This is a genomic window from Vibrio sp. 661 (genome assembly GCF_033339315.1).
In the GTDB taxonomy this organism is placed as follows: domain Bacteria; phylum Pseudomonadota; class Gammaproteobacteria; order Enterobacterales; family Vibrionaceae; genus Vibrio; species Vibrio alginolyticus.
The window spans coordinates 278,073-299,777 of the sequence record NZ_JAWOUJ010000003.1; the positions used below are offsets into that span (position 1 = coordinate 278,073).

The 21,705-nt window shown below is 44.0% G+C and carries 22 protein-coding genes, 1 riboswitch and 1 other annotated feature (1 of these 24 cut by a window edge); of the genes, 6 read left to right on the top strand and 16 right to left on the bottom strand.

Features of this window, described 5'->3' with window-relative positions; all coding sequences use genetic code 11:
* Positions 1-86 (bottom strand) — a sequence feature (His leader region); it reaches 52 nt to the left of the window's first position.
* 180 nt (positions 87-266) lie between these two features.
* Positions 267-1,868 (bottom strand): tetracycline efflux Na+/H+ antiporter family transporter Tet(35), encoded by a 1,602-nt coding sequence (tet(35), locus tag R7P69_RS09275; RefSeq protein ID WP_005378182.1) that lies wholly within the window; start codon positions 1,866-1,868, stop codon positions 267-269.
* A 109-nt stretch (positions 1,869-1,977) separates the two neighbouring features.
* Positions 1,978-2,160, bottom strand: a riboswitch (Lysine riboswitch).
* Positions 2,161-2,742: 582 nt separating this feature from the next.
* On the opposite strand from tet(35), the gene R7P69_RS09280 reads away from it, so the two are divergent.
* A complete protein-coding gene (locus R7P69_RS09280; RefSeq protein ID WP_005378185.1) occupies positions 2,743-3,150 on the top strand; it encodes an H-NS family nucleoid-associated regulatory protein in 408 nt (135 codons plus the stop codon).
* Between the two features lie 127 nt (positions 3,151-3,277).
* Here R7P69_RS09280 and R7P69_RS09285 read toward each other — a convergent pair whose 3' ends face one another.
* Together R7P69_RS09285 and R7P69_RS09290 are read right to left on the bottom strand one after the other, a co-directional pair.
* Positions 3,278-4,582, bottom strand: a complete 1,305-nt coding sequence (locus R7P69_RS09285; RefSeq protein WP_005378187.1) for an inosine/guanosine kinase — start codon at positions 4,580-4,582, stop codon at positions 3,278-3,280.
* A gap of 117 nt (positions 4,583-4,699) precedes the next feature.
* On the bottom strand, positions 4,700-4,969 hold the full coding sequence (locus tag R7P69_RS09290) for a hypothetical protein (RefSeq protein WP_005378190.1): 270 nt from the start codon (positions 4,967-4,969) through the stop codon (positions 4,700-4,702).
* 188 nt (positions 4,970-5,157) lie between these two features.
* On the opposite strand from R7P69_RS09290, the gene mnmA reads away from it, so the two are divergent.
* The 3 genes from mnmA (at position 5,158) to purB (ending at position 8,434) form a co-directional block, all read left to right on the top strand.
* Positions 5,158-6,282 (top strand): tRNA 2-thiouridine(34) synthase MnmA, encoded by a 1,125-nt coding sequence (gene mnmA / locus R7P69_RS09295; protein ID WP_005378192.1) that lies wholly within the window; start codon positions 5,158-5,160, stop codon positions 6,280-6,282.
* A gap of 10 nt (positions 6,283-6,292) precedes the next feature.
* Positions 6,293-6,910 carry a high frequency lysogenization protein HflD gene (gene hflD / locus R7P69_RS09300; RefSeq protein WP_005378194.1) on the top strand — a complete coding sequence of 206 codons (618 nt, stop codon included), beginning with the start codon at positions 6,293-6,295 and terminating at the stop codon, positions 6,908-6,910.
* Positions 6,911-7,063: 153 nt separating this feature from the next.
* Positions 7,064-8,434, top strand: coding sequence for an adenylosuccinate lyase (gene purB, locus R7P69_RS09305; RefSeq protein ID WP_238952266.1), 1,371 nt, complete (start codon positions 7,064-7,066; stop codon positions 8,432-8,434).
* Positions 8,435-8,567: 133 nt separating this feature from the next.
* Here the strand turns inward: purB and R7P69_RS09310 are convergent, their stop codons facing one another.
* From R7P69_RS09310 to htpX, 9 genes are all read right to left on the bottom strand, one after another.
* Positions 8,568-9,101: a DUF3833 domain-containing protein gene (locus R7P69_RS09310; protein WP_005378200.1), complete on the bottom strand. Its 534-nt coding sequence runs from the start codon at positions 9,099-9,101 to the stop codon at positions 8,568-8,570.
* A complete protein-coding gene (locus R7P69_RS09315; RefSeq protein ID WP_025766881.1) occupies positions 9,101-9,694 on the bottom strand; it encodes a chalcone isomerase family protein in 594 nt (197 codons plus the stop codon). Before R7P69_RS09315 ends, R7P69_RS09310 begins: the two co-directional genes overlap by 1 nt.
* A complete protein-coding gene (locus tag R7P69_RS09320; protein WP_025766882.1) occupies positions 9,654-10,166 on the bottom strand; it encodes a DUF2878 domain-containing protein in 513 nt (170 codons plus the stop codon). The genes R7P69_RS09315 and R7P69_RS09320 overlap by 41 nt, the downstream gene beginning before the upstream one ends.
* A gap of 6 nt (positions 10,167-10,172) precedes the next feature.
* Complete coding sequence (locus R7P69_RS09325) at positions 10,173-11,429, bottom strand: SAM-dependent methyltransferase (RefSeq protein WP_025766883.1); 1,257 nt, start codon at positions 11,427-11,429, stop codon at positions 10,173-10,175.
* The gene (locus tag R7P69_RS09330; protein ID WP_025766884.1) at positions 11,423-12,241 is read right to left on the bottom strand and encodes a DUF1365 domain-containing protein; all 819 of its coding nucleotides are present in this window, start codon (positions 12,239-12,241) and stop codon (positions 11,423-11,425) included. The genes R7P69_RS09325 and R7P69_RS09330 overlap by 7 nt, the downstream gene beginning before the upstream one ends.
* A gap of 1 nt (position 12,242) precedes the next feature.
* The gene (locus R7P69_RS09335; RefSeq protein WP_025766885.1) at positions 12,243-13,553 is read right to left on the bottom strand and encodes an NAD(P)/FAD-dependent oxidoreductase; all 1,311 of its coding nucleotides are present in this window, start codon (positions 13,551-13,553) and stop codon (positions 12,243-12,245) included.
* A 12-nt stretch (positions 13,554-13,565) separates the two neighbouring features.
* Positions 13,566-14,291, bottom strand: a complete 726-nt coding sequence (locus R7P69_RS09340) for an SDR family oxidoreductase (protein WP_025766886.1) — start codon at positions 14,289-14,291, stop codon at positions 13,566-13,568.
* Positions 14,288-14,707 (bottom strand): nuclear transport factor 2 family protein, encoded by a 420-nt coding sequence (locus R7P69_RS09345; protein ID WP_005378211.1) that lies wholly within the window; start codon positions 14,705-14,707, stop codon positions 14,288-14,290. The genes R7P69_RS09340 and R7P69_RS09345 overlap by 4 nt, the downstream gene beginning before the upstream one ends.
* A 209-nt stretch (positions 14,708-14,916) precedes the next feature.
* The gene (gene htpX / locus R7P69_RS09350) at positions 14,917-15,786 is read right to left on the bottom strand and encodes a protease HtpX (protein ID WP_005388085.1); all 870 of its coding nucleotides are present in this window, start codon (positions 15,784-15,786) and stop codon (positions 14,917-14,919) included.
* 509 nt (positions 15,787-16,295) lie between these two features.
* On the opposite strand from htpX, the gene R7P69_RS09355 reads away from it, so the two are divergent.
* On the top strand, positions 16,296-16,463 hold the full coding sequence (locus R7P69_RS09355; RefSeq protein WP_005378215.1) for a hypothetical protein: 168 nt from the start codon (positions 16,296-16,298) through the stop codon (positions 16,461-16,463).
* Between the two features lie 81 nt (positions 16,464-16,544).
* On the opposite strand, the gene bioD is transcribed toward R7P69_RS09355, so the two are convergent.
* From bioD to bioB, 4 genes are read right to left on the bottom strand one after another with little or no spacing between them, the layout of a single operon-like run.
* Complete coding sequence (gene bioD, locus R7P69_RS09360; protein WP_025766887.1) at positions 16,545-17,231, bottom strand: dethiobiotin synthase; 687 nt, start codon at positions 17,229-17,231, stop codon at positions 16,545-16,547.
* Positions 17,228-18,049, bottom strand: a complete 822-nt coding sequence (gene bioC, locus R7P69_RS09365; protein WP_005388087.1) for a malonyl-ACP O-methyltransferase BioC — start codon at positions 18,047-18,049, stop codon at positions 17,228-17,230. Before bioC ends, bioD begins: the two co-directional genes overlap by 4 nt.
* Positions 18,049-19,200, bottom strand: coding sequence for an 8-amino-7-oxononanoate synthase (bioF, locus tag R7P69_RS09370; RefSeq protein WP_025766888.1), 1,152 nt, complete (start codon positions 19,198-19,200; stop codon positions 18,049-18,051). Before bioF ends, bioC begins: the two co-directional genes overlap by 1 nt.
* Positions 19,187-20,239: a biotin synthase BioB gene (gene bioB / locus R7P69_RS09375; RefSeq protein ID WP_025766889.1), complete on the bottom strand. Its 1,053-nt coding sequence runs from the start codon at positions 20,237-20,239 to the stop codon at positions 19,187-19,189. The genes bioF and bioB overlap by 14 nt, the downstream gene beginning before the upstream one ends.
* A gap of 130 nt (positions 20,240-20,369) precedes the next feature.
* Here bioB and bioA point away from each other — a divergent pair, with 130 nt between their 5' ends.
* Positions 20,370-21,650 carry an adenosylmethionine--8-amino-7-oxononanoate transaminase gene (gene bioA, locus R7P69_RS09380; protein ID WP_064368027.1) on the top strand — a complete coding sequence of 427 codons (1,281 nt, stop codon included), beginning with the start codon at positions 20,370-20,372 and terminating at the stop codon, positions 21,648-21,650.
* Positions 21,651-21,705 lie beyond the last annotated feature (55 nt).

Here is a 21,705-nt window from a genome sequence, read left to right on the forward strand (position 1 = left end):
TACTTTGATTTTACCTCCGGGAGTTTCCTGCCTCCCGGGTATGCGTACATCGCCCGAAAGACTAGATTGGGTGATGATGGTGATGAATGTTCATTACAAAATTACGCATACTTATTTCAAGGCTCTTCTCATTTGCTTTGTTACCAACCACACTAACCAAGCTGATTACTTTTTTCAACCCTTAATTTTAAAAAAATTCGAATTGTATAATACAAATAAAAAAGGAGGCCGAAGCCTCCTATAAATTTACTTTTTAAATCAGTGAATTACGCACTCTGGCAAGACGCTATTTTAGACTTTGAAAGCCATGACAAAATAGCGCAAACGATAACGAATGTTATCGACGCTGCAATGAACGAGAACGCTATTGAAGCAGTCATACCAAGGGCAATAAAGCCGACGCATGAAACAAGCGCGACTGATAATGCATAAGGTAGCTGTGTTGATACGTGATCAATGTGGTTACAACGTGCACCCGTCGATGACAAGATAGTCGTATCTGAGATTGGTGAACAATGGTCACCGAATACCGCACCAGCTAAAACCGCACTCAGCATCGGTAGCATTAGCGCTACGTCTGTTGCGCCAGCCATGTCTCCAGCGATTGGAAGCATGATGCCGAACGTACCCCATGAAGTACCTGTTGAGAACGCCATCAGGCCAGACAACAAGAATAGGATAACTGGGAGCCAATGAGGGTTGATATTGCCCTGCGCCATTGTCGAAAGGTAAGTACCAGTCTTCATATCACCGATAACAGAACCAATGGTCCAGGCAAATACTAAGATTAGAATCGCACCAAACATAGACTTAGCACCAATCCAAAGTGTACGTGCGATCTCAGCCATTGGTAGACCTTGCTTCACAACAGTAAACAGTGCAACTGCTAAGCCAAGCAAGCTACCGTAGATTAGTGATGTACCTACATCTGTATTTTCAAAAGCACCAAGAAGCGCAAACTCCTTACCATCAGCAGCCAATGCTTGGCCACCCGTGTAAAGCATTGAAGCGATAGTCGCGATAATCAGCGTCACGATAGGAAGTATCAAATCTGACACTTTACCCTTTTCACTTTCACGGATATCTAGCTCTTCGTTTAGGTCATGCGCTTCTTGCGAGTCATTTTCTTTGTCTTTATCAAAGCCACGACCTTGCGATGCAGAGATCTCATGCTCACGCATTTTACCAATATCAAGACCAAACCACGCAACAGCGAACACCATTAGCAGCGCAAAAACGGCGTAGAAGTTCATTGGAATAAGACGAACATATGCGCCAAGAGCCGAATACTCTGTGATCCCATGTGAGACTAAGATCCCGCCAATAATAGTAATAATGTAAGCACCCCAGCTAGAAGCAGGCATAATTACACACATTGGAGCAGCGGTTGAGTCTAGAATGTACGCAAGCTTAGCGCGAGACACATAAAAGCGATCGGTTACTGGGCGAGAGATCGCACCAACAGCAAGGCTATTAAAGTAATCATCGACAAAAATGAATACGCCTAAAAAGGCGGCAAGAAGTTTGGAGCCGCGTTTACTCTTCACTCGAGATTGTGCCCATTCAGCAAAAGCACGAGTACCGCCAGATAGCGTTAATAAAGCTGTTGTCATACCTAATAAGATTAGGAAACCAACAATGCTCATGTTCCAAGTGTTAATTCCGCCATCTTCAATAAAGACAGAAGAAACTTGAGAACTGACGTAACCTGCGGTGTCGCTGATAGACCAGCTATTAAGTAGCACCGCACCTAGCACGATACCTACACCCAAGGAAACTAATACACGTCGAGTCAAAATCGCCAAAGTCAAAGCGACAATAGGTGGCAATAATGAAACAGGAGAACTAGAAAAATCTATTAAATTCATGATCTTCAAAAACCAAAGTTTGGCTAGAGATCTACTGCAGACAAGTCACGTAGCATACGATACGTGCTCATGTTGAACTTAGCGACAGGGAAGCGAACACTCCACCCAACCCTACAGTAGCGCTCCATAGTTTAATGTGAATATATACTATGGCAGTGTTGTTCCTTTCAGATACAACCCCAGCAAGTAACTTTGATGAGTTACTTACTTCGGCAATCTTCGCCTTCCACTATTATTCATTGGCATCACCCCAATAATAGCTACTCTTCGAGACCGCGCCTCTACGGCAACAACAAACAATTAACCACTAACTGTACAAATTAACAACAAATTGTCTGCAATATTGCATCAGGTGGCAGCCATTGTACTTATGATGAGAGTCAATGCAACACATCAAACTAAATTAAACAAATAAATAATGGCTGAGATAATTTATAAACCTTGCCTAATTCCATAAGTTTTGTGCAACTGAAATCACATCAATCATGTTATTTATGAAACATTATTACTACCTTAGAAATATCATGGTTTATCTTATATCAATAAATTAAGGATATATGACACACCATTAAAGATGGATGCTTCATATTTTTAAGTAATAACTCAAATTTTTTTATAAAGAACCAAGCTGTCACTCTCTCTATACAATAATGATTGTTGATTTTAGTTCTCATCTAATAATGATTTATTTCGAGTGTAATAATATTAATTGCTTTAAAAAATAGTCAAATTTAAACAAAATCTTGATTTAGCATTTGCACATAAGGAAAAGATAAAGTTAAATATAAGGACTCTTTGTTTATTTATAGATTGGCATTATTTAATCGTAACGATAAAAAGTGCCCAACACATTAACCTTTTAATAGGAATCGTTATGTCAGAGCTGACTAAAACCCTTCTAAATATCCGTAGCCTTCGTGCATTTTCTCGTGAGCTGACTCTAGAACAATTGGAAGAAGCTCTAGATAAACTCACTACTGTCGTAGATGAGCGTCGTGAAGCAGAAGAAGCAGAACGCGCAGCACAAGCAGAGCAAGAAGCTAAGCTTGCAGAGATTGCTGAGAAAATCGCTCAAGACGGTATTGATGTAGAAGCACTTATTACTGCGCTATCTGGCGAAACTAAGACGAAAGGCAAAGCGAAGCGCGCACCTCGCCCTGCTAAATACAAATACACAGATTCAAACGGTAATGAGAAAACTTGGACTGGCCAAGGTCGTACACCTTCGGCGATTCAAGAGCAACTTGATGCAGGTAAATCTCTGGATGAGTTCCTAATCTAGATCCGTGCTATTTTTAAAAGGCTCCCATAGGGAGCCTTTTTTATTTAAACCATTACAAATAAAAAAGGCACATTTCTTAATGCGCCTTTTACTTTAGTTACAGAATAGTTAATTAAACCGCTTCGTATTAACGTTCCCAGTATGCTTCTTCTAGGCTATCTTCTCGCTCAGGAAGTCCGCGCGACAATCGTGGTGAATGTTGCACGAGAACTTCGTAGCTCGCACGGTTTGCGTATTTGCAGACTTGAGAAAAAGAAGAGTAAGTTAAATACTCGTTACTGTGCTTGCTTGAATTAGGCACATTTTCTTTATGGTATTTATTTGCTGCCATATCATGAAGAACAGCAGATAACGCGGCATCACCTGCGCCATTTGTATTCTTAATTTTTTCTGGACCACCCATATATGGCGAGATATGCGAGTACACTTTTATTGGCGTCTCGCATGAGTCTTTTTTCGCCGGACGACTAAATTCATAACGATTAAATTCAGCAATTGACCCTGGAAGTAATGGCAAAGAAGTTTCGCGCTTCGCGCTATCTTCCGTATACCCAGCCATAAATAGACCTACAGGACCCGCCGTGCACAATACTAAATCAGCCCACTCCAATGTTTTATCAGACGCAGCAAGTGGATCAGATTCCCCCGTCAGTGCTTCTGCTTCATCTTCATTCATCGCAACGACTGAAACGTTATCTCGAATGAATTCTTGCCAATATTTAGGGTCATCTTGAATAACAAACTTTGTGCCTAAAGTCAGAACAACAGGCACATCATTCTTTTTCGCGTACTCAATCGCTTTCATTGTTGCTTCCGGCATTGGGTCGCCGTCTTTGCAACGTACTAGATATGACGTCAGTACAAGTGCTGATGCATTTTTAAAGATTTTCTCTGGAATGCTATCAGGATGGAGTTGGTTCATTTGCCCTTCGCTGATAGCAAAAGTACGTTCGCCGTCTTCTGTGATAAGAGCAAAACAACGGCCAATTGCACCATCTACACCTTGTAGGTAGTTCAAGTCCATGCGGCTTGATGTATTACAAAGATAACGGTAACCGTAGCTGCCAATCTTAATATCCTGGCTCATCACTCCAAGTAGTGTGGAGCGATCATCCGCTAGCACGGAGTAGTTATGTAGCGTGTTACCAATGGTACCGCCCGCATACTCATTGGTAATCAAGTTCTCTTCTTTCAGTTGCTGGTATAACTCTTCTGCTCTTTCGTCATCGATAACCAGAGAGTGACCTTTACTCAGACCGTACTTTTCAATCACATCCGTTGTAACTTTTGCTTCAATATCAACCAAGGTTTGGTCAATACCAATGATGTGAGTGCGCGTCATCTTCTTGCTTTCTTGTGCTTGGCTCACCAGCGGGTCACGAGCATGAACAGGAAAATAGTGCTTCGATTTGCGTTGTCCAGGAAATTTCATATTGTCAGTCTGAGTAAGGGGATGAAAAGGAGAGCGGATTCTATACCGCTAATAATAAAGCAGCAATAAAAGCGATTATAGCAAACGTTTGCTGACAGCTTTTTTCTTTTAGGTGGCTTATTCACCTTCCATAAAGCTGAGATCTGGTAGTTGCTCAAGGTGCTCGCTATAACGCTTTAGGTTGAACTCACCTTCATTCTTCATTACATCAAAAATCTCAATTGACATCGCACATGCCATCATCGCAACCGCATCTTCACGTGGTGTGCCAGTCATCATTAAACGCATAAGGGTTTCTTTTACTTTAAGCGGGTTGCCATCTTCGAGCTGATTTTCAACAATTTCAATCAACTCACTTTCTTGCATAAATTGGTTTTCTTCTGTCATTTGGTGTTTCCTCTTGGATTTTGGCCAACTATGCCATATATACCTCTTCTATACTTGCGAAATTACTCGTTCGAATCTTTGTTGAAGAAAAATCCAGCGAAACGAATTGTGATTTCGATCTCGGATCTGTCACCGGTCTGTGGATTCTGATAGAATCTGCATCCCGTTTATTTAAGTGGTGTTTAGTAATGTCTGATAACAGCCAAAAGAAAGTCATCGTCGGTATGTCCGGCGGCGTTGATTCATCTGTTTCCGCGTATCTTCTAAAGCAGCAAGGCTACCAAGTAGAAGGCCTTTTCATGAAGAACTGGGAAGAAGATGACAACGAAGAATATTGTACAGCGGCAGAAGATCTTGCTGACGCTCAGGCAGTATGTGACAAGCTAGGCATCCACCTACACACTATCAACTTTGCTGCCGAATACTGGGATAACGTATTTGAGTACTTCCTTGCTGAATACAAAGCTGGCCGTACTCCGAACCCTGACATTCTTTGTAACAAAGAAATCAAGTTCAAAGCATTCCTAGAATTCGCTGATGAAGTACTTGATGCTGATTACATTGCAATGGGCCACTATGTGCGTCGCTCTTTCCCAGAAAATGGTGAAAAACCACAGATGCTGCGTGGTCTAGATGGCAACAAAGATCAAAGCTACTTCCTGTACACATTAAGCAACGAGCAAATCGCACGTAGCCTATTCCCTGTTGGTGACCTAGAGAAGCCAGAAGTACGCCGCATTGCGGAAGAACAAGATCTAATTACCGCTAAGAAGAAAGACTCAACTGGTATTTGTTTCATCGGTGAACGCAAGTTTACAGAATTCCTCGGTCGCTACCTTCCAGCTCAGCCTGGTAATATCGAGACTCCAGAAGGCGAAGTGATTGGTCAACACCAAGGCCTGATGTACCACACACTTGGTCAGCGTAAAGGTCTACACATCGGTGGCCGTAAAGGCGGCGGTGGTAACGAGGACCCATGGTTCGTTGGTGAGAAAGATCTAGAACGTAACGTTTTGATTGCTGTTCAAGGTAAAGACCATCCAATGTTGAAATCAGAAGGTCTACTTGCATCACAACTTCATTGGGTAGATCGTGAGCCAATTCGCGATGTTATGAAGTGCACAGTGAAAACTCGTTACCGTCAGGAAGATATTCCTTGTACAATCATCCCTATCGATGATGAAAACATTAAAGTTATCTTTGACGAGCCACAAATTGCTGTAACTCCAGGTCAATCAGCAGTGTTCTACAAAGGTGACGTGTGCCTAGGTGGCGGCATCATCGAGCAACGCATTAAATATTCTCAAGCTTAGGAGTCGTTACGTGGCGAATACACTTTATGACCGTACTATCGCTTTCGCTGGGATTTGCCAAGCTGTTGCTTTAGTTCAACAGGTAGCGAGAAACGGACATTGTGATCAAGATGCTTTTGAAACATCAATCAACGCTATTTTGAGCACGAACCCTGCTAACACAGTTGGCGTATTCGGTCGCGAAGCCGATCTAAAGCTCGGCCTAGAATGCTTGGTTAAAGGGATTGATAGCACACCATCAGGCAGTGAAATTACTCGTTACATTATTAGTTTAATGGCGTTAGAGCGTAAGTTAAGCTCTCGTAACGATGCTATGTCTCAGCTTGGTGATCGTATTCAAATGGCCAAGCGTCAGTCAGAGCACTTTGAGCTACTAGACGATCAAATGATCAGCAATTTAGCGAGCATCTATCTGGATGTCGTTAGCCCTATTGGCCCACGCATTCAAGTAACGGGCACGCCATCTGTACTGCAGCAGACGGCAAGCCAACACAAAGTTCGTGCGCTGTTGTTATCTGGCATTCGTAGTGCAGTTCTTTGGCGTCAAGTTGGTGGTAAGCGTCGCCACCTAATCTTCGGGCGCAAGAAGATGGTAGAGCAAGCACAAATCCTTCTTGCTCGTCTGTAGTAAAATATCAAATAAGCAGCTCGCGTTTATCGCGAGCTCATTTTTTTCGACTAAAACAAATCTCGCGCAAACGTTTGCGCAATATTCGTGACAATTGCCACAGTTATTGGTATAAAGCTCACGAAATTTAGAAACCCAATTCAGGAGAACATCATGGAACTGTCAGCATTGACTGCTGTTTCACCAGTAGACGGCCGTTACGGAAGCAAGACAATTGCGTTACGCGAAATTTTCAGTGAATACGGTCTACTAAAGTACCGTACTATCGTTGAAATCCGCTGGCTACAAAAGCTTGCTGCTACTGCTGAAATTGCAGAAGTGCCAGCGTTTAGCGCAGAAGCAAACCAATTCCTAGACGACCTTGCTGCAAACTTCTCTGAAGAAGATGCACGCCGTATCAAAGAGATCGAGCGTACAACTAACCACGACGTAAAAGCGGTTGAGTACTTCCTAAAAGAGAAAGTAGCAGACGTTCCTGAACTGCACGCAGTAAACGAGTTCTTCCACTTCGCATGTACTTCTGAAGACATCAACAACACATCACACGCTCTAATGCTTAAAGAAGCGCGTGAGAACGTGATTCTTCCAGAAATCCGTAACCTAATCGACGCTATCAAAGCACTAGCAGTGGAATACCGCGACATTCCTCTTCTATCTCGTACACACGGTCAGCCTGCTTCTCCATCTACTATGGGTAAAGAAATGGCAAACGTGGCGTACCGTATGGAGCGTCAATTCAAGCAAATCGAAAACGTTGAGATCCTAGCGAAAATCAACGGTGCAGTAGGTAACTACAACGCACACCTTTCTGCTTACCCAGAGCTAGATTGGCACAAGTTCTCTGAAGAGTTCATCACAGAGTCTCTAGGCGTAACTTGGAACCCTTACACAACTCAAATCGAACCGCACGATTACATCGCTGAGCTGTTCGACGCTATCGCTCGTTTCAACACTATCCTGATTGACTTCGACCGTGACGTTTGGGGTTACATTGCACTAGGCCACTTCAAGCAAAAAACTATTGCTGGTGAGATCGGTTCTTCAACAATGCCTCACAAAGTTAACCCAATCGACTTTGAAAACTCAGAAGGTAACCTAGGTCTTGCGAACGCTGTATTAGGCCACCTAGCACAGAAACTGCCTATCTCTCGTTGGCAACGTGACCTAACTGACTCAACGGTTCTACGTAACCTTGGTGTTGGTGTTGGCTACGCTATCATCGCTTACACTTCGACACTTAAAGGCATCAGCAAGCTAGAAGTAAACCGTGAAGCGCTTCTTGCTGAACTAGACAAGAACTGGGAAGTACTAGCTGAGCCAGTACAAACCGTTATGCGTCGTTACGGCATCGAGAAGCCATACGAGAAGCTGAAAGAGCTAACTCGTGGTAAGCGTGTAGACGGCGAAGCAATGCGTAACTTCATCGACGGTCTTGAGCTTCCTGAGCACGAGAAAGCACGTCTGAAAGAAATGACACCAGCGAACTATATCGGTCAAGCAATCGAGCTGACAGATAAGCTGTAATACTCCTGTAACGACCAGATACTTAAAAGGTTGACGCGAAAGCGTCAACCTTTTTTAGTTAGGGGAGTTAGGTCGGGAGAAAATAATTTTAGTTATATGGAATGGATTATTAATTGAAGATCAGCCCCATTTGTTATGGCTGCTTTTGGAAGAACAAGGTTATTGTTCCTACTTCCACACCAAACTTTTTTATTTTCGTTAGATTGAAAACGTGTCTGTCATCCTGACGATAAAGCCAATCATCAAAAGCAACCGTCACTGATGAATCCTCCATTTGTAGCTCAAAGTCATATTGCCACTGTAGCGCATTGCCCTGCTCTTCCCCTGTTGCTACACCTATAATATCGTCTGCCTTACCTTCATAACTACCGTCTTCTAATCTAGTGATAACCCAAATTCGCTGGTCCACCTCTCCGTCATCAAACACGAAGTCTTCCACCAGCGTCAGCGTATCACCTTCTACAGTACCCACTATATCGACTTCAAAGCGACGGGTTTGCTGTTCGGTATAATCTTGCACCATCCCCCACGCCTTTATGTCGCCTTCGAAATAACCGAATACGTCAAAAGTCGGTGTAGAAGAGCGGTAATTATCAATGTCTGCGGAACATGCCGAAAGAAAAACAGCTGCCACTAAAGTCGCTGATTTAAAAATTCGTTTAAGCACTATCTAACCTGCCCTATCAATTGTTTTCGGAGTTTCGGGAATTCTGTGTTGGGTGATAACCATATAGCTAAAAATGCATCGTTCATTCGTTCGTCTTCAATGATGCCAACGTTCTTTACTTGCACGTCCCCAACCTGCTTATAAAACAGCTGACCGGATTTTCCATCTGTTAGATAAGTAAGCTCGTCACCTTTTTGAATATCAGGAAACATACGATCGAGCTCGCTGATCCAGGCTTTTCGATATGAGTCCGTAAAACCCAATTTCGCCCACTGCTCATCCGTCACATCAAGCAGCTGTTGCTTACTGATGTCTCTCTTGTAATTAATTTCCAACGCAAGGGGATGTGGCGATACGTCATCGCTTACGATGAACTTTCCATCAGGCGCTTTTAATCTTGAGTGATAAATATCGAAGATGAACCAGGTAAGTTGGGCTTCTCCAACAGTTTTCCATCCCTTCCAATTAGCAATGTTGCTAGCAGCTTCGCTGTTTCCAACGGGTTGAGCTTGCAGAGCAAAAGAACCAGTTACTATTACCAACGCAAGCAACCTAGTCAGTCTCTGAGTTAAAACTCTCTTCAAGCTTTTCATTTCCGTACACCTTGAGTATCAAGAGCATCATGACGCACCATTCGACAAACAACATTGCCAGTGTAGCGCCAGTGCTAAATCCAAATTCAACGGCTTGGAGCTTATAGCCAGCAAAGTAGCTCACTGTTCCTCCGAGTCCGCCTACTATTGATACGTAGGTTTTTGGGAAACGGTACAAAATTGACTTAAGTTGATAGGCATACCAAGAAAACAAAACCCACAAGCATAATAACCAGACTGGCAGCCATGGGGTTGGAAAGACAAAGACCGAGAGTTGTTGATTGAGCGTATCAAGCACGAGCCCGCTCGTGACGATCACACCAATACTTTTGAGCGAAGATGCGTCAGTTTTCAAACAATATAGTAGGGTTGCCAAAGTAAGGAATAACGTCACCCATTGCCATTGATAGGTTCCAAGCACCGCTGCAAACCAGCAGAGTTGGAACCATGTCGAAGCAAGAAATACCTTCATAACGAACTACGGGCGTTGAAACGTCATGTGAACGGCACTGATCGTGCGAGCCAAAAAGCCCCCTTCACAGTAGCTCAAATAGTAGCGCCACATACGCACAAAGCGATCGTCGTAGCCAAACGAGCGCACTTCATTCTCTGCTCGATTAAAACGAAGGTGCCATTCGTTCAGCGTCTTGGCGTAGTCCAAACCAATATCGAACAAGTCTCGCGTCACTAAGTCACTGTACTTTGTTGTTGCTTGGGTTAGTGAGGTTACCGACGGTAAAAAACCACCCGGGAAAATGTACTTTTGGATAAAGTCGACGTTGTTACTGTAGTAATCGTAACGCTGATCGGCAATCGTAATCGCTTGAATCGCCATCAAGCCACCAGACTTCAATAAAGACTCACAGACCTTAATGTACGAAGGCAGGAATTGTTTGCCCACAGCTTCAATCATTTCAATAGAAACGAGCTTGTCATAAGTGCCGGTTAGGTTTCGGTAATCTTCTTTGAGTAGAGTGATTTTGTCTTCTAAGCCACGCTCTTTGATTTTTTGCTCCGCGTACGCGTGTTGCTCTTCAGATATCGTTGTTGTGGTGACCTGACAACCGTATTGTTCAGCCATGTAAATCGCCATAGCGCCCCACCCAGTGCCAATTTCAACAACATGATCGGTAGATTTCAGCTCAAGTTGCTGACATAGACGATCCATTTTGTTGATTTGAGCCTGCTCTAGAGAGTCGTCCGCATGATTGTAAAGCGCCGACGAGTACAGCATATTGGTGTCAAGGAACGCTTCGTATAGGTTGTTACCCAAGTCGTAATGCGCATGGATATTTTTACGTGAGTTCTCTTCAGAGTTTCTGTTTGACCAATGGCTGAACTTGTACAGTATTTTAGTCAACCAACTGCCTTGCTCTTCGAGTTTATCTAGAGCACGCATGTTAAGGGCCATCAGTTTCATTAATGAGGTTAAATCGGGGCTATCCCACCACCCATCCATATAAGCCTCACCAGCAGCAATACTGCCGCCCTGCAAGATCCGTGAATAAAAGCCTGGATGTTTTACCTCTATAGTAGCGACAACAGGTTGACCACTGTACTCCCCATTTGGCGCACTAAAACGCTCGCTTCGCTCTGTCGTTTCCGTCTTAAAACTTTCAATAACTGTTAAGCAGCCGATTTCCATTTTTTGCAGACATTGAAAAATAACTCCGCGAGCCGCTTTTTGCGTTGTCGTCAATTTACGCGGCAATGTCATAGAACTAGTATTTAACATGCAGAATTCTCCTTGTGCTTTTTATTTTTTTTGTCTGTTTTTTCAGTATCGGCTTCTATTTCTTCATGCGTTGAATATTTAGGATGAGAATAAAAAGGTGCGCCTTTCACCCAAAGTTTTAATGCGTGCCAATAAATACCAACCATTACTTTTACCGTTTGTATTGGTGTAACGATCAAACACCTCAATAAGGTTTTGCTTGAAAGTGGCTTGGCTTTCATAACCATGGTGGCATCAAAGTGTTTCTCTCCTTTGTGACATTCAAGATGAATATTCAACTTGTCTGTCAAAGGTTTAATTCTCCAGCGGTAGAGTTGGTCAATCGGGTTGAATGGTGAAACATGGAATGCTTTAACTTGTTCCCAACCAAACTTTTCTTCTTCTTTATCTGCTGACACCACGTAGTAATGTCGTTCATTCCAAGGAGTGTTACTCACCTCTGCGAGGAGATACTTCCATTCTCCTTCCGCGTTATAAACGTAGTAGAAATTAACGGGACTGAAATAAAGTCCTAGATAACGCAAGTGACAGACTGCGATTACCTTGCCGGTACAGCGAACACCTGTCAGTTCTTCAATTTTGCTGTGCACTGCCGACTTGACGCTACCTTCACCAATGTAATCACTGCGCTTGAAGCGAGCCCAATGCCACCAACGCGAACCAAAACCCCATACTTTTTTCTCTAAAGCATCGATCTCGTCTACATCAATGGCGGGCATAAATAAAGAGTAGTTCAACTCATGATTCACCGGCGTGAATCGACGGTGACGAACGTTGCCTATAAACAATCGGCTGTTCATTTGGCTATCCATATCACGCTGCGCCTTTTTCGAAAGGAACCACATTTTGTTCGCGGTACTTTTCTTCTAGTTCTTTCACAACATCAAGCGCGCTACGCACGCCATCTTCATGAAAACCGTTGTACCAATAAGCCCCGCAGAACCAGGTACTTTGTTTGCCCTGTATCTCATCTTTGCGCTGCTGCGCTGCAATAGACTCAGTGGTGAATACTGGATGATGATAAGTGAACGAACGCAAGACTTTATTTGAGTTAATTTGCTCAGTACTGTTCAACGTTACACAAAACGTGTGTTCTGATTGAATATGCTGAAGAATATTCATGTTATAAGTGAGCGAAGGGAGGCGTTGCTGTTCCTCTTCACTTCCTTCCAATAGGTAGTTCCATGATGCCCATGCTGCCTTACGTTTTGGTAGTACGGCAGAGTCGGTATGAAGAACAACTTCATTTGCTTGGTATGTCATATCCCCCAAGATTTCCTGCTCAATTGGGCTGATATCCTCTAGCGTTCTCATTGCTTGATCACTGTGACAAGCAAAGATAACGTCATCAAACCAATGTGTTTCTCCGCGAACTTGAACGCCAACCCCTTTTTCGTTGCGAACCACTTTTTCGACAGGACTATTAAGACGAATATTCTCGACAAAGCCTTTAGTCAATGGTGGAATGTATGAACGTGAACCACCTTTAATCACATACCATTGTGGTCGGTTAGTCACATCTAGCAGACCGTGGTTGAGGAAGAAACGTAAGAAGAACATAAGAGGGAATGCGCGCATGTCAGCCAAAGTCGACGACCAAATCGCAGCGCCCATCGGTAATATGTAGTTATCGGTAAAGAAAGCACTGAATTTGTGTTCGTCAAGGAACTCACCTAACGTCTGAGAGTGCGTGGACTGCTCGCTAGCGAAGCGCTTGGCAAGTTTATTGAAACGAAGTATCTCGAAGATAAATCGATAAAATTTAGGGTTTGCCCAGTTACGTTTTTGAGCAAACAATGTCGACACTGTGTGGCCGTTGTACTCTAGTCCGTTCCCATCATTTCTGACACTGAAGCTCATTTGAGTCGGCAGACCTTCAACGCCAATCTCGCTCATCATTTTAATGAAATTAGGGTACGTACGGTCGTTATAGACGATGAACCCAGTATCTATCGCGTATTCTTTACCATCAAGGCTCACATCAACGGTTGCAGTATGGCCACCGATGTAATCGTTCGCTTCAAACAGCGTTACATCATGTTCTTTATGCAAGTAATAACCACAAGTAAGGCCAGAGATTCCCGTTCCCACAATCGCTATCTTCTTTCTTCCTGCTGTTTTCATTTTTATTCCTTCTTATGATACGAGTTTAGCAGTTAGGCGAGCTTGCCAACTGTATGGAAGTAACGAGATAAAACGTAAAATACTGGTAAATCTCGCCGGGAAATAGATATAGGTCTTGTTGGCGGCTAACTGCTTCCTGATAGAGTCCGACGCTTGCTGAGTAGAAATGATCATTGGCATTTCGAAGTCGTTTTTGTTAGTCAACGGCGTTTCAACAAAACCAGGAAACACCGTTACCACTTTGATCCCTTTCTTTTTCAAGTCGACGGCGAGCGTGCGTGCAAAATAACTGACTGCCGCTTTGGATGCGCCGTAAGCTTCAGCACGAGGCAATGCCACTTCTGATGCGATAGAGCCAACAATAACAATGCGGTGCCCTCTCTCTAAATGCACTTGGCAGCCTTCAACGCAGTTGGCAACACCGACAACATTTACGTTCATCACACGCGCCATGAGTTTCGCGTCGACCACTCCCTCATCCATGTACTCACAATCGCCTGCGTTAAAAACCCATGTGTTTGGCGTAAATGGCAAATTAGAGAGCGCCTGCTGAGTTTCCTCATAATTTGTCACATCAAACTGCAATGTATGAATTTTGGAGGAAACTGCCTCCAGTTCTGCAAGAACATCTTGATTCCGACCACAAGCAATCACATTCCATTCTGAGTTCGCGTAATCTAGGGCAAGCTGCCTTCCTATTCCGGAGGTGGCGCCTGTGATTAAGATGGTGTTGTTCATTGTCCTAACCTCTGCTTGATGGTTTTAACGACTGAACCAAGTAACGGTAAATGCTCATAGAGCATCTCTCCGAGATCAAAATAGTCTCGGTGATAAATGACCTGACCTTCGCTAAATTTGAGGTGCGAAACACCATTGACGAGAATAGGCGCACCCTTCTGAAGTTTGGGATGCTGAAGGTCCATTGTCCAAGTTAGGAAGCCTGTATCTCCGACTTGTTGATGCTCATGGATTACAAAATCACAACTGATGACGTTGGCATATAATGAGGTGAAATAATCCGAAAGTGCTGGCCATCCTTCTAAACGATGCGCTGCGTCCTCAAATACTACATCTTGGTGATATATATCCTTAAGCAGATGTAAGTTCGCTTTGTTGAGCTTTTGATAGATATTGCCAACAGACTGTATGTCCATTTTTTACTCCTACACGCCCATTAAGTTGTACAAAATTATTATATGTACAAGATAGTTCATTCCACCAAAGTTGTACAAAAATAATTTTGTATAACTTTATTTCTGTAAGTAGTACGTGATGAAGTTCGCACGCGATCAATCGGCGAAAAAAAAGGCTTGGTCAAAACCAAGCCTTTTCAGCAGATTAACAATTATTTAAGTAGGAACAATTAGTATTGCTGGCCTCGCAACGCTGCAATACGTTTATCTAGCGGAGGGTGGCTCATTAATAGCTCAGTCAGCGACTGCTTGCCATTGATACCAAACGCCATCATGGTGCCATCCAGTTGAGATTCATGACTCACCTTCAAACGCTCTAGAGCCGCAATCATTTTTTCTTTGCCAACGAGGCGCGCAGCACCTGCGTCCGCGTGGAATTCGCGATGACGGCTGTACCACATAGTCAAGAAGCTAGCTAGGAAACCAAATACCAGTTCAAGCACCATGGATACGCCAAAGTAAACCATCATATTTGTACCTTGGCCTTCTTCATCATCGTTCGATGCCACGATATTGGCAATAAAGCGTGATAGGAAGATAACAAACGTGTTCACGACACCTTGCATCAACGTCATCGTGACCATATCACCATTTGCAATATGGCTCACTTCGTGTGCAAGTACTGCCTCTGCCTCATCACGAGTCATATTGTGTAAAAGACCAGTAGAAACGGCGACAAGAGAGTCATCTCGTTTTGCACCTGTCGCAAATGCATTGATATCTGGTGAATCATAAATAGCCACCGTTGGCATACCAATACCCACTTGTTGAGCTTGACGACCCACAGTTTCGACTAACCAATGCTCCGTTTCGTTGCGCGGGCTTTCAATGACCATACCACCAACCGAGCGTAGCGCCATACCCTTTGACATCATCAACGAAATAAATGCGCCACCAAAACCAAATACAGCAGCCATTACAAGTAAACCTGACAGACTGCCTGGTTGCATTCCAGTTACAGCGTAAACAATATTCAGAACAACACTAAGCACTAGCACGACAGCTAGGTTAGTTGCTAGGAATAACATAATTCGCTTCATTACTTTTCTCCGAGGAAGCTTATCGTTTTTTTAAAACGGATTGTTATAAGGAACAAATGGTAATCGCTATAAAAGCCAATTCCGTTGATTTTCATGTTCCGTGCGTTATAGATATAGTCTATCCGCGATAAAAACAAGGTTAAGCAATAAATTGCAACATTTGTTTTCGGGACTGAAATATTTAATTCAAGCGATTTCAAAACATGCTTTGGTAGGAGCCGGAACCTCCGTTCATATACATTTATCAAAATGATAAAATAAGCTCTGAGCTACCCATCATCTATTGATAGATGATCTTGGTGTTAAATCTATCACCTCTTAGCAACTTAGCTAGAAATTTTTTAATAGACCAAAAACAGTACGTTAGCTCTGCTATAGACTTTGGTCTTATTGTGCGGCTACATGGACATGCTAAATTCGAATGAGATGAACAAAACAGAGTCACTCTAAGTACATTGCAAAAAGTGCATTGGGTGAGCTCAAAAACTCCATGTATTGAGGGAAAAACCATGGTAGAAACTAACGACTATCAAATGGCTATTGATTTACTGCGTTGTCACCTAGGCATCTCAGAGGACGAGGCAAAGCAACAACTTGGTATTTCAACCGATCATCATATGTCTCAGCGTGTTGCAGAAACACAACAAGCATTGATGGGGCTCAGCCAAGATAAGTAATCTGACTTTTTAGGTTACACCAACAAGAAAGGGCTGCATTGCGCAGCCCTTTGGTTTTTTAGTCTTTTACCCTAAACACCATTAGTCAGTGTTTAGCAACGGCTCTACATTAATGTACTTGCCTAGCTCTTTACGTTTAGCACTTGGAATATATGGAATTTCCCCAAGCTTAGGTGCATCGATACGTGCTTCTAGCATCTCGATAATGTCAGCGTAGTGCTCTGTGCCTGGGTTGACGCGGTTTGCCACCCAGCCAACAAGATTCAAACCATCCGCTTTAATACTCTCTGCTGTGAGTAAAGCGTGGCTCAAACAGCCTAATTTAATGCCAACCACCAGTACAACAGGTAACTGCTCTTCTTTTACCCATGTAGATAAACAGTCCGTATCGGATACTGGCACACGCCAGCCTCCAGCACCTTCAACGAGAACAACATCGGCTTGCTGCTTATGTTGAGCCAGTTTTTGACTCAGAACATCGTAACTTATTTCGACATGTTCATGCTTCGCTGCAATGTGGGGAGAAGCAGGCAACTCTAAAGCGTATGGGTTCACATCATCATAGTCCACATCGAGTGTTGCGGCGTCTTGTAAGTGTAAAGCATCAGAGTTACGCCATCCGGCTTCAGTCTTGTCACTCCCTGCTGCCACTGGCTTATAACCAATAGTGTTTAGTCCTTTTGCGGCGATCGCTTGCAAAATGGCTTTAGACGCTACCGTCTTTCCAACATCAGTATCCGTACCAGCAATAAAAAAAGCATCAATCATAGATGTATTACTCCAAAACAAACCTGATAACTTGCAGGTAGAAGACCTTGATCGTTTTTAAACGCTTGGTACGCATGCTCAACTTTTAACAAAGTCTCGCGACTAGTTAAACCGTGTGAGCGCCCGCTTACGTGATTTGCACCTATACCTTTGAGGTCACGCATAACTGAAAATGCAGAGTCGTACCAAACTGTGATGGTGGTCAAGTCTAGTTGATGGCTGTCACATCGAGATTGCGCTAACGCAATTTTTACCTGATTGAGCGTTAGAAAGTTATTGACGTGTTGATATGCATCAATTTTTTCCCATGATGCACGCAGCTCATACAGTGATCCATCAACCAGTGTAGAGAACCACGCTTTCCCACCATTTTTTAGCACGCGGCGCACTTCTTTTAGTGGGTAACTTAAATCTGTACACCATTGCAGCGCTAAACTTGAAAACACGTAATCGAAGCTATCATCGTCAAATGGTAAGTTTTCAGCATCAGCAACTTGGTAATGCATTCGTACTGCACCACAACGCTGCTCTGCTTTATCTAACATGGCTTGAGAGATATCGCCGCAGACTACTTCCGCACCGCGTTGTTGAAGTAGTTGGGAGAAATAACCCGTGCCACAACCTAAATCCAATACACGTTTTCCCGTCAAGTTTTCAGGAAGTTTATCAAGCAGCTGATGCCCGACATCACGTTGAAAAGCCGCATGTTTATCGTATGTTTCTGCTGCTTTACCAAACGAAGAGGCAATCGCGTCTTTATCTTGATGGAAACTCTCTAACGCGAGCGTTTGCGCTAATGCGGTAGTTGCATTATCCATTACAGCGCTCCTAATGCTTGCTTCAATGCGATTGAAAGCGTTTTAACTTGTTCATTAGTGTGATTGGCAGTGAGTGTTATTCGAAGACGAGACGTTCCTTTAGGCACCGTCGGAGGGCGAATAGCAGTCACCCAAATACCGTTTTGGCGACAAGCACCTGCTACTCGCAAAGCCAATTCAGATTCACCAATCAAAAAGGGCTTAATCGAAGTTTGAGTCTCAACAAACCCCTCAAGGCCGCTAAGGCTATCTCGATACACTTCACTAAGCTCAGAGAGCTTTTCACGTCGCCAAGACTGCTCTTGAACCATCGAGACTGCATGAGTCAACGCATACGCTTGTGCTGGCGGTATCGCCGTGGAATACACATGGTGACGAGCAAACTGAGTTAAAAAGTCCCCCGTTGCGTGGTCACATAAAATAGCTGCGCCAGACGTACCAAACGCTTTACCGAAGGTAACGACCAATAACTCAGGCTTAACCGCGGCATGCTCGCAAGAGCCACCACCGGATTGACCAAGAACGCCAATACCATGAGCGTCATCGACAGCAAGCCAAGCATCATGACTGCGAGTGACTTCAGCTATATCGCTGAGCGGCGCACAATCACCGTCCATGCTGAACACCCCTTCAGTCACAACCAGATGGTTGTCTTCGCTATTAATCAGCGATTTCAGGTGCTCGATGTCATTGTGCTTGAAACGCTTCATCTTAGCTGGTGACAACGTCCCCGCTTCCATCAGTGAGGCATGGTTCAAACGGTCTTGGATCAATACGTCTGACTTTTCTAACAAGGTGAACAACAAGGCTTGATTAGCACTGAACCCAGAACCAAACAAAATTGCTCTGTCGTAACCCAGCCATTCGGTCAGTGCGGCTTCTAAATTGCTGTGCGCGGCACTAAAGCCAGTCACCATCGGTGATGCCCCACTACCACTGCCGTATACACTCAAACCTTGCTGCCAAGCACGAACAAGCGCTTGGTCATTGGCCAATCCCAAATAATCATTACTTGAGAAATTAATGTAGCGTCTACCTTCGTGTTCCAAAACGGACTGGTTACCGGCAAACACCACATTCATAGAACGATTCAACCCTTGCGTTTTACGCTCAGCAAGGGCGGACTCGATACGAGATTTAAACGCTGGCATCGTAGAAAAGGTCGTCTTTTGTTGGACGAGCAGCAACACGCTCTACGACGCGATCGAGTAACTCATTTTCTTCGATTTCATCAGGCTTTTGAGACACCTCTTGGCTGTTAATGCCGAGCTTATTGAACAGCATCATGTCTTTGTCTTCTGAAGGGTTTGGCGTGGTCAGAAGTTTGCAGCCGTAGAAGATGGAGTTTGCACCCGCCATAAAACACAGCGCTTGCATTTGTTCGTTCATGTTTTCACGGCCAGCGGATAAACGAACGGCTGATTGAGGCATCATGATTCGTGCAATCGCAATCAGGCGAATGAAATCAAATGGCTCAACATCATCCACTTCTTCCAACGGTGTGCCCTTTACCTTCACGAGCATGTTGATTGGAACGCTTTCAGGGTGTACCGGTAAGTTAGCCAATTCAACCAACAAACCTGCTCGGTCATTGGCACTCTCACCCATACCGATGATGCCACCAGAACAAATCTTCATGCCGGCATCACGAACGTGAGAAAGCGTATCTAAACGGTCTTGATAAGTACGTGTGGTAATGATGTTGCCGTAAAATTCAGGAGACGTATCTAGGTTGTGGTTGTAGTAATCCAAACCTGCGGTTGCCAGTTGTTTTGCTTGATCTGGTGTCAACATGCCTAATGTCATACACGTTTCTAAACCCATGCCTTTCACGCCTTTGATCATGTCGGTCAAATGTGGCATGTCACGCTCTTTCGGGTTTTTCCATGCTGCGCCCATACAGAATCGAGTAGAACCAGCATTTTTGGCTTTTTGCGCAGCATCGAGTACGCGTTCTACTTCCATCAGACGCTCTTTCTCGATGTCTGTGGTGTAACGAGCACTCTGAGGACAGTACTTACAATCTTCTGGACAAGCACCTGTCTTAATCGACAGAAGCGTGCTTACTTGAACATGGTTGGTTTGTTGATATTGACGATGTACAAGCTGCGCTTCGAATAGGAGATCCATGAATGGTTTTTCCATGAGATCGCGCACTTCAGCATGCGTCCAGTTATGACGAACTTCCACGTGTATTCCTTTAGTCACTTTTGTTGTTGTGTTGACAGTCTACTGAGTCTCGATAAACTGTCAACACAACACAAAAGAACAAAGTTTACATTTGTTTGCTTTTTAATCTTAACTGTTATTGGAATCGCACATGGATCTCGCCTTCGACCGCCAGCATATCTGGCATCCTTACACTTCGACATTGACACCTCTGACCTGCTACCCAGTGGCATCAGCAAGTGGTGTTCACATTAAATTGGAAGACGGTACTGAGCTTGTCGATGGCATGTCTTCTTGGTGGTCGACGATCCACGGCTACAACCATCCGCATTTAAATCAAGCCGCTCACCAGCAAATCGATCAGGTCTCTCACGTGATGTTTGGCGGGATTACCCACCAGCCAGCAATCAGTTTGTGTAAGAAGCTACTGTCCCTAGCACCAAGTAATCTTGAACATGTATTCCTTGCCGATTCAGGCTCCGTTGCCGTAGAAGTCAGCTTAAAAATGGCACTGCAATATTGGCATGCAAAAGGCGAACGCCGACCGAAGTTTCTTACTTTGCGACACGGTTATCACGGCGATACGTTTGCGGCGATGTCGGTTACCGATCCTGACAACTCAATGCACTCTCTTTACAAAGGCTTTTTGCCTGAACATATCTTTGCGGAGTCACCAACTTGTGGTTATTGGGATGAATGGAAGCCAGAGGACCTTACCGACTTCGAGCACAAGATTGAAACGCTCCACCAAGAACTTGCTGCGGTGATCCTTGAGCCTATCGTTCAAGGCGCAGGTGGCATGCGCATCTACCATCCAGAATTTCTCAAAGGCGTGCGTAGACTTTGCGACAAATACGGTCTGTTATTGATTGCAGATGAGATCGCTACCGGTTTTGGACGCACAGGTAAATTGTTTGCCTGCGAACATGCGGATATTCAACCAGACATTCTGTGTGTCGGGAAAGCACTTACTGGCGGCTACATGACCCTCTCTGCGACCCTCGCGAGCAAACACGTAGCAGACACTGTTTGTGGTGGTGATGCTGGTTGTTTTATGCACGGTCCAACCTTTATGGGGAATCCACTCGCTTGTGCCGTAGCTACTGCAAGTTTGGAATTGATCGAGCAAGGTGATTGGAAGCAACAAACCCAACAAATTGAAACGCTGTTTTCTGAGTTACTACCAAAACTTGAAGAATACGACTTGGTGAAAAACACCCGTTGGTTGGGTGCTATTGGCGTAGTGGAGACGCTTCGCCCTGTGAATATGGAAACCATCCAAGCCTTGTTTGTTGAACACGGAGTGTGGATTCGTCCATTTGACAAACTGATTTATATGATGCCGCCGTTCATCAGCAAGCCAGAAGATATTGAGAAGCTAGTTAACGCGATTGATGCAGCGTTGCAACGTAAAGACTGCTTCGCTTCATAGTTCCATTCAATACGAAAACGGTTTGAGTATGAGACTCAAACCGTCTCGTTATTTA